An 11,157-nucleotide genomic window follows, 5' to 3' on the forward strand; every position below is an offset into this window, starting at 1 on the left:
GGGCCCGTCCCGCACGGCCGTGCGGGACACGGCCGTGCGGGACGGGCCCGGGTGGGAGGCGTCGGGCGGGGCGGGGGTGGCGGGTGCCAGGTGGAGGGATGCCCGGTGCCGCGTAGCGAGCAGTTTCATGTCGAAACCCTGATCCAGGCGAAAGCATACGGTGAAGCTTTGGTCACTACTGTGCCTGCCCGCTCTGCCTGCCCGCTCTGCCGGGCCGGTACCACCGCGGTCCTCCCCACGCCCGTGGGGGTGATCCGACCGGGGGAAGCGCGCACCTGAGCGGATAGATGGCGATCATCGGCGTCCTGCCGAGGTGGAGCGGCCGGCGCTGCACTAGCCCGTCGTGGGCCTGGATCTGGCCGGTCCGTGGTTCGGGCGAGCCAGGCGTGGGTAGAGACTGAAAGTGGTCAGAATGGACACGCTGGGTGATGATCTGCATTCTTCTAGGGAGAAGAGAAGATTGTGACCCTACCCGCGCGACTCGGCGACCGTCCGGCGACGCTCATCCGGTGGAATCTGGGCCCGTCTACAACGGGCCGGCGGCGTCCGGCAGGCGGGCGTGTGTGGCGCCGGCTGGGCCGGGCAGCTGCCTGCTGCCAGGACGGAACAACCAGATGGCGAGCATGGAACGCCAGCGCCCTCGGCGGAACTGGTCCGATCTGTTGTCGGCCCAGGTCGCAGGCGCGGACGTCCGCGGCGGGGCTGCGCGGCCGGCGCGGGGCTGGGGCCAGGGGTCACTGCCCGGGGGCGAGCACCTTCCTGGAGGGGTAAGCATGGCCGACATCCGTAGCACGATCGTCCGGCGGCCGGTCACCGTGGAGCGGTCCACCACGGTTCGGGACGCGGCGGCGCAGATGGAACGGCAGGGCGTGGGCGCGCTCCTCGTCATGGAGAACGACCGCCTGGTCGGGATCGTCACCGACCGCGACATCGTGCTACGCGGCGTTGCCCGCGGTATCCCGACGGACAGCCGGATCGACGCCCTCATGACCACCGAGGTCATCACCGTACCGTCCGGCGTTGACCTCGAACGGGCCTACGAAATCTTCCGTGACCACGCGATCCGCCGGCTCCCGGTCGTCGACGGCCGCCGGCTCGTCGGCCTGCTGTCCGTCGACGATCTGCTCATCCGCACCGAGCACGAGATGGCCGAGCTGGTACACCCGCTCGCCGATGAGGTCTTTGCCCCCCACCGCGAGGCCCCACCGCTGGCTACCACCGGCGAGGAGCCCGTCGAGCTGGCGCTCGAACTGCCGCCCCGGCGTAGGGCGATGCGCGCCCATCCCGGCGACACCCTGGTTGTCCACCGTCCCACCGTCACGCAACCGGACCGCCTTGGGGAGATCCTTGAGGTGCGCTCGCCTGCCGGCGACCCACCGTTCACCGTCCGCTGGTCCGACACCGGGCACGTCAGCTTCGTCTACCCGGGACCGGACGCCGAGGTCCGCCACCCTCCCGAGGAGGCCCGCAGCGGCACCGGCTGAAAAGGACGACGGGTTCAACCCTGCATGCGTGACAAACACGCACCGTCAGGCTAATCATGCTAAGGGATCGTGACGTTCCGCTGCGACCAGCCTGCCGGGAGGGCAGTGCAGCAGCCAGAAGCCGCCCTCCCGTACCCCGAGCTGGTCCGGGATCGGCCAGCACCAGCCGTCCAGGAGTCGTCGGAGCAGGTCGGCAACGATGGTGCGCTGGCTACAGATCGCCGTCGGAGTCCCGGACGCCGCGAGCCCCATCAAGGTAGCGATCACCCTCGCCTCCGATCCGGGATAGCCGGTGTCCGCCAGCGCCGGCTCCGGTTCGATGGCGAGCCCGGCCGCGCGTGCGTACGGGGCGAGCGTGGCGGTGCAGCAGGGCAGGTCGGCGCTGATCAGCAGGCGAATCCCCAGGCTGGTCAGCAGCGGCACCAGTGCGTTCGCCTGGGCCCGGCCGCGCTCATCGAGCGGGCGTAGCTGGTCAGGCCCGTCCCAGCGCCGATGGTGGGCGGCCCGAGCGTGGCGGATGACGACGAGTGCGGCCGTCGGCGCCGGCAGCCGACCCGCCGGCAGCCGACCAAACTCGGCGAGCACGTGGCGGTCGGTGTCGTAGCTGGCCCGGCGCGCCGCATCCCCCTTCGCCAGCCAGGCAAGCCTGTCCACCTCCCGGGTGGGGACGAACGTGCCGGAACGGGCCTGCATCGCCCAGTACCGGACCGTCTTCACCGTCCTGCCGCCGTCCGTCAGGTAGCGGTACTCGCCGAGCGGGGGCCCGAGCCAGGCCCGGTAACCAGTCTCCTCCTCGACCTCCCGCAACGCACCGAGCAACGGATGTTCCCGCCGACGCAGCTTGCCCTTGGGCAGGGACCAGTCGTCATACCGCGGCCGGTGCACGACCGCGATCTGCCGCCCGTCCCGCGTGGGCCGCCACAGCACCCCACCGGCGGCACCTACGACCCGTACCGGCCTGTCCCAGGGATCAGCCGACGACTTCATGCCGTCCAGTCTTCGGCTCCAGCCGCCGCGGCGCCAGGACGACGGGCACATCCCCGCAGGACCCGGTCCCGCAGGACCCGGTCGACAACCCGCCGCCGGCGGCGCGGATCGCGGTCGGGCCGTCCGCGGCGTCCATCGCTACCAGGGCGGGGATCCCCACCTGAAGCGCATGTTCCCCGACGGCACCCAGGGGTATGGAACTCGACACAGAAGGTTACCGCTGTCCGGGGAGCGGAGGGTGGGATGACGGACGCAGGTGTGGCCGAGCTCGTCGTCGAGCCGGCGGTGCTCGGGACGCTCGTCGACGTGCTGCGTGCACGCGGGTACCAGGTCGTCGGCCCGACGGTGCGGGATGGCGCGATCGTGTACGACGAGATCAGTAGCGCGGCGCAGCTCCCGGTGGGGTGGACCGATGTCCAGGAGGCGGGTCGTTACCGGCTCGAGCGTCGTCGCGACGCGGCGCTGTTCGGTTACGCAGTGGGGCCGCATTCGTGGAAGCAGAACCTGCTGCCGCCCCGGCTGCGCCTGCTGACGACCCGCCGCCACGGCGATGGCGGCTTCGGGGACGGCGGCTTCGAGGTGGCGGAGGAACCGCTACCGCGGGCAGCGGTGGCATTCCTCGGCGTCCGTTCCTGTGAGCTGCAGGCCATCGCGACCCAGGACCGGATCCTGCTCGGGGGGCGCCACGCCGACCGCGACTACGCTGCTCGCCGCAGCGATGTGTTCATCGTCGCGGTGAACTGCCACGAGCCGGGTGGGACCTGCTTCTGCGTATCGATGAACACGGGCCCGGCGGTGCGGGAGGGCTACGACCTGGTCCTCAGCGAAGTCCTGGCCGGTGACCACCGGCTGCTCGTCGAGGCGGGCACCCCCCGGGGCGTCGAGATACTGGGCGAGCTGGCGGGGCGCCCGGGCGAAGCCGCCGACCGGAGCGCGGCCCAGGCGGCCGTGGATGGGGCGGCCGACCGGATGGGACGCACCGTCGACGCGGCCGACCTGCGTGACCTGCTCGCGGACAACCTCGAACACCCACGGTGGGACGAGGTGGCGCAGCGGTGCCTGAGCTGCGGCAACTGCACGATGGTGTGCCCAACCTGCTTCTGCACCTCGGTGGAGGACGTCAGCGACCTCACCGGAAGTGAGGCGGAGCGCTGGCGCAGCTGGGAGTCCTGCTTCTCGCTGGACCACTCCTACCTCCACGGCGGCAACGTCCGTGCCTCCGGACGCTCCCGCTACCGCCAGTGGTTGACCCACAAGTTCGGCACCTGGCACGACCAGTTCGGAACGTCCGGATGCGTCGGCTGCGGACGGTGCATCACCTGGTGTCCCGTCGGCATCGACGTCACCGAGGAACTGACCGCCATTCGAGCGAACTCCGTGGCCGGCGATGACGTTGGTTGAGGCACCGCTCGGCGAGGTCGGCGTCTTCGCCGGTATGCACCCGGACCACCTCGCCCTCCTCGCCGGGTGCGCCCGGCACGCCATCTTCCGCCCGGGCGACGTACTCCTGCGGGAAGGCGACCCGGCCGACACTCTCTACGTCATCCGGCACGGCACGGTCGCGATCGAAACCTTCGTCCAGACCCGGGGTCTGGTCCCCATCGAGACCGTCGGAGCCGGCAATGTGGTGGGCTGGTCCTGGCTGTTCCCGCCGTACCGGCTCCATTTCGACGCCCGTGCCCTCTCGCTGGTCCGCGCCACCGCCATCGACGGTGCCTGCCTACGCGAGAAGTTCTCCCAGGACCCGGCGCTGGGCTACGACGTGCTGTCCCACCTTGCGCAGGTGCTCATCGAGCGCCTGCAGGCCACCCGGTTGCGGCTGCTCGATGTCTACGCAAACCCGGGCCAGGGCTGACGGCCCGGCCGGGGAGATGACCCCTCGGCCGTTCCGGGTGACCCGCCGCCACCAGGAGACGGGTGACACGTGGACCCTGGAACTCGCGCCGCTCTCCGACGTTCCGATCATCGCCGCACCCGGCCAGTTCACCATGGTCTACGCTTTCGGCGTCGGCGAGGTCCCCCTGTCCGTGACGGGCTGCGACCCGGCGATGGGCGACGAATCCGTGGCGGGCGACGACTCCGTGACGGCTGGTACCGACAGCCCGCTTGTGCACACCGTCCGAGCGGTCGGCGCGGTGACGGAAGCGATCTGCGCGTCCCGCCCGGGCGACGTCCTCGGGGTGCGTGGCCCGTTCGGGCGAGGCTGGCCGGTAGGCGCCGCAGCCGGGCTGGACGTCGTCGTGGTCGCGGGCGGGCTCGGGCTGGCGCCGCTGCGGCCGGTCGTCCGGCAGATCCTGCGACGGCGCGCCGACTACGGCAACGTGGTCGTGCTCGTCGGCACCCGTATACCCGCGGACATCCTCTACCGCCGGGAACTGGCCGGTTGGCAGGACCGCACCGACCTCCAAGCCCTGGTGACCGTCGACGGTGCGCGGCCCGGATGGGACGGCCGGGTCGGCGTCGTCACCACCCTCCTCCCGCACGTGCGTTTCGATCCGGCCAGAACCGTCGCGTTCACCTGCGGACCCGAGATCATGATGCGGCTGACCGCACGGGCCCTGGTCGACGCCGGCGTACTCGCCGACCGCATCCACCTGTCCATGGAACGCAACATGCACTGCGGCCTCGGTCACTGCGGCCGCTGCCAGCTCGGCCCGCTGATGCTCTGTCTGGACGGACCGGTCTGCGGCTACGACCGCCTGGAACCGTTGCTCGCCGTCCGGGAGCTGTGATGCCGATGCCGATGTCTACGCCGACGTCTACGCCGACGCCGACCAGCCCAGCCAGGCCCCGGCTCGCCGTCTGGAAGTTCGCCTCCTGCGACGGGTGCCAGCTCACCCTGCTCGACTGCGAAGATGAGCTGCTCTCGCTCGCCGGCGAGATCGACGTCTCCTACTTCCTGGAGGCATCCAGCGCGACCGTCGACGGTCCCTACGACCTCTCCCTCGTCGAGGGCTCGGTCACCACCGAACAGGACGTGGAACGCATCCACCAGGTCCGGGCCGCGTCCCGGCGTCTGGTCACAATAGGCGCCTGCGCGACCGCCGGCGGCATCCAGGCGCTCCGCAACTTCGCCGACGTCGGTGACTTCCTCGCGGCCGTCTACGCCACCCCGGCGTACGTCTCGACGTTGGCGACCTCCACCCCGATCTCCACGCACGTCCGGGTGGACTTCGAACTCCAGGGCTGCCCGATCAACCCTCGCCAGCTCCTCGAAGTCATCAGCGCGTTCCTCGCTCGCCGACGCCCGAACATCTCCTCGTCCTCCGTCTGCACCGAATGCAAACGGCGGGGGACGGTGTGCGTGATGGTCGCGCACGGCACGCCGTGCCTCGGCCCCGTCACGCATGCCGGATGCGGTGCGATCTGCCCGGCCTATCACCGCGGCTGCTACGGCTGTTTCGGCCCGATGGAGAGCCCCAACACCCCCGCGTTGATCCGCCAGCTACGGGTCCTCGGGATGAACGAGGACAACGTCGACCGAGTGTTCCGGACGTTCAACACCGCCGCGCCGGCATTCCGCGACGCCCCCGGCGAGGGTTCGGGAAGCGGTGAGACCGATGCGCGCGACTAGGACCATAGCACCTCCCCCACTCACCAGGGTCGAGGGCGAAGGAAGGCTGCTAATCAAGATCACCGACGGGCGGGTGGACGAGGCCCACCTGAAGATCTTCGAACCGCCGCGCTTCTTTGAGGCGTTCCTCCGCGGCCGGGCCTACACCGAGCCACCTGACATCACCGCCCGGATCTGCGGCATCTGCCCGGTCGCCTACCAGATGAGCGCGCTGGCGGCCATCGAACAAATCTGCGACGTCACGGTCACCGGCCCACCCGCCGCCCTACGGCGGCTCATCTACTGCGGTGAATGGATCGAGAGTCACGCACTACACGTCTTCCTGCTGCACCTGCCGGACTTCCTCGGCTACGACAGCGCACTGCATCTTGCCCAGGACCAGCCCGCCCTGGTCAAGCTGGGACTCACGCTGAAGAAGGCCGGCAATACGCTCATGACGGTCATCGGCGGCCGCGCGATCCACCCCGTCAACGCGCGGGTCGGCGGCTGGTACCGGGCACCACGCCGGCGTGACCTGACCGAGCTCGTCGGGCAACTGGAACAGGCGCGGGACATCGCCCGGGACACCGCCCGCTTCACCGCCGCCCTGGACTTCCCCGAAGACGAACTCCACCAGACCTTCGTCGCGCTCCACCAACCTGGCGAATACCCCGTTGAGCGCGGCCGGATCGCCTCCACCGCTGGCCTCGACATCGCCCCGGCCGACTACGACCGGCACTTCACCGAAGAACAGGTGCCCTGGTCGAACGCCCTGCACTCGACCCTGGCCGCGGGCGGCTCCTACCTCACCGGACCGCTGGCTCGCTTCGCGCTGGGCGCGGAGCGGCTGGCGCCCGCCGCCCGCGAGACCGCCGCCGAGATCGGCCTGCGCCCACCGGAGCGCAACCCCTACCGCAGCATCATCGTGCGCTGCATCGAGATGGTCCACGCCGCCGACGAGGCGCTGCGGATCATCGCGGACTACACCGAGCCCGACCCCTCCGCGCTGGAGGCCCCGCCCCGGGCGGGAACCGGATACGGGGTCACGGAGGCACCCCGCGGCCTGCTCTACCACCGCTACACGATCGACCACAACGGCACCATCCTCGACGCAAAGATCGTGCCACCAACCGCCCAGAACCAACGTCCGATCGAAGAAGACCTGCGCGGTGTGGTGGAACGCTTCATGAACCTGCCGGAGCCCGAACTCGCCCTGCGCTGCGAACGGGCCATCCGCAACTACGACCCCTGCATCTCATGTGCGACCCACTTCCTGACTCTCCACATCGAACACGGCTGACCGTCATCGGGATCGGCAATCCCTACCGACACGACGACGCCGTCGGCCTGGCAGTCGCGCGGCAGCTACGCTGCACGCTCCCAGCCGGCGTCGACGTACTCGAAGGCGCCGGCGAGCCGACAGGGCTGTTCGCCGCCTGGGAAGGGGCCGACGCCGTCTGGATCATCGACGCCGCCCGTTCCGCGGCCCCGCCCGGAACTGTGCACCGCATACCGGCCAACGAGCGCACACTACCGGCGGATCTCGTCGGGCCATCGACCCACGCGCTCGGCCTCGCGGACACCATCGAGATCAGCCGAACACTCGGCTGGCTTCCCCGGCATCTCGTCATCTACGCAATCTGCGGCCATACCTTCTCCGCAGGCCTCGGACTTGACCCCGAGGTCGCGGCGGCCGCCCGAAACGTGGCCGCCGCCATCCGCGCCGAAACAGCGATCTATGCCGAAACAGCGATCTATGCCGCCAGGGAACCTGACGATGCCGCCAGGGAACCTGACGATGCCGCCAGGGAACCCACGATCTCCGCTGACCGCCGCCAACCGCGGTAGCCGAAGGCCCGCGTTGGCGGCGGGGTTCGGTCACGGGACTTCGCGCGGCCCGGGGGCGGCGTTCATCAGCCACGTCACCGTGCGGCTGATGTCCGACAGGGACAGGATCCCGACGAGCCTGCCTTGATCCATCACCAGGACGCGGTGCTCGGCGCCGGGCTCCATGCGCGGCAGCAGATCCGCCAGCGGGTCGTCGGGACCCGCGATGGTGGTCCGCGACAGTGGCACCATCACCTCGCTTACCGTTACCGTGCCGCTCTTCTCCGGCGGCACCTGCTTGGCGCCGTCCAGGGTCACCAGCCCGACCGGGGCTCCGTTCTCGCCGGTCACCGGGAACGCCGAGTGCCGGTACCGGTACAGCGGGCCGGCCAGCAGGTCCGCGACGGTCAGGGCCGCGGGCACCGTGAGCGGTTTCGTCGTCATGGCGTCATGTACCGGGACGCCGGCGAGCACACCGCGCAACTGCGCCTGCCGTCCCTCGGCGGTGGCGGCCGCGATGAGGAACGAGCCGATCAGGGCCAGCCAGAGCCAGCCGAATCCGCCGCCTCTCATGAACACGAGGAGTCCCAGAACGACGAGCAGCCAGCCGAGGACGCGTCCGGCCGCGGTGGCCCCGGCGGTCGCCCGCAGCCGATCTCCCGTACGCCACCACAGGAAGGCGCGCAGCAGCCGCCCACCGTCGAGCGGAGCGGCGGGAAAGGCGTTGAAGACGGCGAGCAGCAGGTTGATGCCAGCCAGCCAGGCCACCACCTCGATCAGGAGTTCGGGCGCGGACGCCAGGGCGAGCAGCCAGGCGCCCAGCACGAAGAGCCCGCCCAGCAAGAGGCTGACGAGTGGGCCGACACCAGCGATCCGCAGCTCCGCTGCCGGGCTCGACGCCTCCGACTTCAGCCGGGCCACCCCGCCCAGCAGCCACAACACGATGTCGTCCACGGCCACCCCGTTGCGCTGGGCCACCACGGCGTGCGCCACCTCGTGGGCGAGCAGCGAGGCGAAGAAAACCACTGCGGCGGCAAGAGCCGCCACCCAGTACACCACCAGGGCATAGCCCGGGTAGGCCTGTGGGAGGCGGCCCTGCGCGAGGCCGAACGCGATGATGCCGAAGATGAGCAGCACGCTCCAGTGGACCCCGATCCGGACTCCAGCGATCCGTCCCACCACGAAGGTCGCCCGCACAGCGTCTCTCCCCTGTTCGAACGTGCCCCGGGACCGAGACCCGGCTCGACTCCGCGGTTGAGCGCGCAGCCGGCCCCGTCAGCCGGCCCCGTCAGGCTGTCCCGTCAGGCTGCCGCGAGGGCCACCTCCGTCGACTTGACCAGGGCGGTCACCGAGGAACCCGCGGCCAGAGCGAGGTCGGTCGCGGCGGCCAGGGTGATCGCCGCGGTGAGCATGCCGCCACCGTCGAGGGCGATGTGCACGACGGCCATGGCACCGCCGCTCTCCAGGCTGGATACCGTGCCGCGCAGCCGGTTACGGATGCTCAGACCGTCCACGCCGCCCGTGGCCAGCGCCACCTCGGTGGACTTGATCAGAATCTCGACGGTGGCCCCCACCGAGAGGCCGAGATCCTTGATCGCATCAAGGGTCACCGCGGCGGTGACGGTCTGCCCGCCGGAAAGATCGACGGTCACGGTGCTCATCACCGCACCTTCGGTGATGTCGGTGACGGTTCCGGTCAGTCGGTTGCGGATGCTCAGGCTCATCGGTCCACCTTGTCCTCTCGGGTGCCGCCAGGTGCCGTCAGTCAACTCCTACCCGTCCGTCCGTGCCGCGTACATGCCTCACCTGCAGAAGAGCCGTGCGGAACAGTCGTGCGGAAGGGTCCTGCGGACGAGTGATGTCCGATCAGGCGGTCGCGCCTGATCGGTCCGTGCGGGTCGCACCGCCCGTGTCGGGGGGAGCGGGCGGTGCGGTGCCACCGGTTCGCCTACCCCGAACAGGTCGATGTCGAGCACCGACCCCGAGAGTCCGGCCTCCCGCACACAGGCGCCCCGCACCGACAGAACACCGCCTTGGCACAACGGATAGACAGGCAGTGTCGCCAGAAGCTCTACTATTACACACTGTCATGTCAGATAACACACCTACCTCACCGCCAGCATGGGCGCCAGGTCACCAGTGCCTGATCCACCCACGTCTGCGACCCAAAGAAATCCCGGCATCCCTCGGCGGCAGCCCCGCCGATCATCCGACTGGCGTCCACTCCCGCAACAACAGATCATCGTTGTATGACATCGGGCAATCGTGCTGAAGCAACGAAAGCGCACAACATTAAACAACGACAACTCTCGGCGGACCGTCCGGTCGGCTGCCCCGGGCGGCCGACCGGGGCAGCCGAGCCGCGGAGAATCACGATGGCCGATGGCCGATGGCCGATGGCCGATGGCCGATGGCCGGCGGCAACGGCTGCCGACGGTGGAACCGGCGCCTAGGCCGGACTACCCCCAGACCAACCCCCGAGCCAACCTCCGGACTAACCCCGTAGGAGGTTCGCGGAGGGCCTCGTAGGGCTGTTTTCGCTGTACCCGGCTGTCCCCGTCATCCGTATTCCCGACACGCCTGCGGGGAACGGTGTTCCAGGGAAGCCGAGAATGTTCCGGGCCATGGCCTACCTCCCGATGAGGGGGCCAGAAGGGGTACCCCCGCTTCCGGTGTCGGACTACCTCGTAGGGGTGCGCATCCCTCGCGCTGGAACCGCCGCTGGAGTGCTCCGGAACGGGCGTCGGTCAACGACGTTGAAGGGACCGTTCCTCCTCGGCACCGCGTTCATGGTCGGCTGGATGTCTGGATGTGCGGCTGGCTGTGCATTGTGATCGGTGCGGCGCGGTCGCCCGATCCGTTCGTCGCGCGGCGGTGGTATCACTGGACCGGTCCGACGAGACGGACTGACCTTCGATAAGCCGGACGAGAAGTGGTCGAGCGGTGATTGCCGTGCTAGCTGATACGCTTTCAACAGTTAGCGCCCGCCTGCTAGCTCGGCTGCCGGCTGGAGTTAGCGCAAGTGCGCGCTCACTCATCACCTGCTATAGCGGTACGCCTGCGCCGGTCGCGGCGCTTGGTCGGTTGGGGGCATGGTTGCGGTATGGAAAAAGGCTTCTCGGTTTCCTGCGGAGCCTTTCACGTACGCGTGGTGTCGGCGGCGTTGCGTCGCGCGACCATCGATCCGGGGTTCGGAGCGTTCCTGTGGGTGGTGCCGCGGACCCCCGTCAGCAGTCGTCGGCTCTTGGCCGGCGATCCGCGGCGGCCGACATCTCTCGCCTGATCGGGGTCGGCCAACCGGGACCT

At 69.9% G+C, this 11,157-nt stretch carries 11 protein-coding genes; 7 read left to right on the forward strand and 4 right to left on the reverse strand.

The window, feature by feature from the left end:
• Positions 1-773: 773 nt before the first annotated feature.
• Positions 774-1,484 carry a DUF1918 domain-containing protein gene (locus tag AC08OO_RS04105; RefSeq protein WP_085015229.1) on the forward strand — a complete coding sequence of 237 codons (711 nt, stop codon included), beginning with the start codon at positions 774-776 and terminating at the stop codon, positions 1,482-1,484.
• A 54-nt stretch (positions 1,485-1,538) separates the two neighbouring features.
• Here AC08OO_RS04105 and AC08OO_RS04110 read toward each other — a convergent pair whose 3' ends face one another.
• Positions 1,539-2,471, reverse strand: a complete 933-nt coding sequence (locus AC08OO_RS04110; protein ID WP_476607548.1) for an NUDIX domain-containing protein — start codon at positions 2,469-2,471, stop codon at positions 1,539-1,541.
• On the reverse strand, positions 2,455-2,679 hold the full coding sequence (locus AC08OO_RS04115; RefSeq protein WP_476609832.1) for a hypothetical protein: 225 nt from the start codon (positions 2,677-2,679) through the stop codon (positions 2,455-2,457). Before AC08OO_RS04115 ends, AC08OO_RS04110 begins: the two co-directional genes overlap by 17 nt.
• Positions 2,680-2,714: 35 nt before the next feature.
• Here AC08OO_RS04115 and AC08OO_RS04120 point away from each other — a divergent pair, with 35 nt between their 5' ends.
• The 6 genes from AC08OO_RS04120 to AC08OO_RS04145 are packed head-to-tail and all read left to right on the forward strand — an operon-like array spanning position 2,715 to position 7,872.
• A complete protein-coding gene (locus tag AC08OO_RS04120) occupies positions 2,715-3,872 on the forward strand; it encodes a 4Fe-4S dicluster domain-containing protein (RefSeq protein ID WP_476609831.1) in 1,158 nt (385 codons plus the stop codon).
• Complete coding sequence (locus AC08OO_RS04125) at positions 3,859-4,326, forward strand: cyclic nucleotide-binding domain-containing protein (RefSeq protein ID WP_085015231.1); 468 nt, start codon at positions 3,859-3,861, stop codon at positions 4,324-4,326. The genes AC08OO_RS04120 and AC08OO_RS04125 overlap by 14 nt, the downstream gene beginning before the upstream one ends.
• Complete coding sequence (locus AC08OO_RS04130; RefSeq protein WP_235462859.1) at positions 4,298-5,203, forward strand: FAD/NAD(P)-binding protein; 906 nt, start codon at positions 4,298-4,300, stop codon at positions 5,201-5,203. Before AC08OO_RS04125 ends, AC08OO_RS04130 begins: the two co-directional genes overlap by 29 nt.
• Positions 5,204-5,214: 11 nt before the next feature.
• A complete protein-coding gene (locus tag AC08OO_RS04135) occupies positions 5,215-6,045 on the forward strand; it encodes an NADH-quinone oxidoreductase subunit B family protein (protein WP_476609830.1) in 831 nt (276 codons plus the stop codon).
• Complete coding sequence (locus AC08OO_RS04140) at positions 6,032-7,324, forward strand: Ni/Fe hydrogenase subunit alpha (RefSeq protein ID WP_023839999.1); 1,293 nt, start codon at positions 6,032-6,034, stop codon at positions 7,322-7,324. Before AC08OO_RS04135 ends, AC08OO_RS04140 begins: the two co-directional genes overlap by 14 nt.
• On the forward strand, positions 7,282-7,872 hold the full coding sequence (locus AC08OO_RS04145; RefSeq protein WP_476609829.1) for a hydrogenase maturation protease: 591 nt from the start codon (positions 7,282-7,284) through the stop codon (positions 7,870-7,872). Before AC08OO_RS04140 ends, AC08OO_RS04145 begins: the two co-directional genes overlap by 43 nt.
• A gap of 30 nt (positions 7,873-7,902) precedes the next feature.
• On the opposite strand, the gene AC08OO_RS04150 is transcribed toward AC08OO_RS04145, so the two are convergent.
• Both AC08OO_RS04150 and AC08OO_RS04155 read right to left on the reverse strand, forming a co-directional pair.
• Positions 7,903-9,048 (reverse strand): site-2 protease family protein, encoded by a 1,146-nt coding sequence (locus AC08OO_RS04150; RefSeq protein WP_476609828.1) that lies wholly within the window; start codon positions 9,046-9,048, stop codon positions 7,903-7,905.
• Positions 9,049-9,152: 104 nt separating this feature from the next.
• Entirely contained in the window at positions 9,153-9,575 is a 423-nt protein-coding gene (locus tag AC08OO_RS04155) for a TOBE domain-containing protein (RefSeq protein ID WP_476609827.1), read from the reverse strand.
• Positions 9,576-11,157: the final 1,582 nt, after the last annotated feature.

This window comes from Frankia sp. CeCAU1 (genome assembly GCF_977971845.1).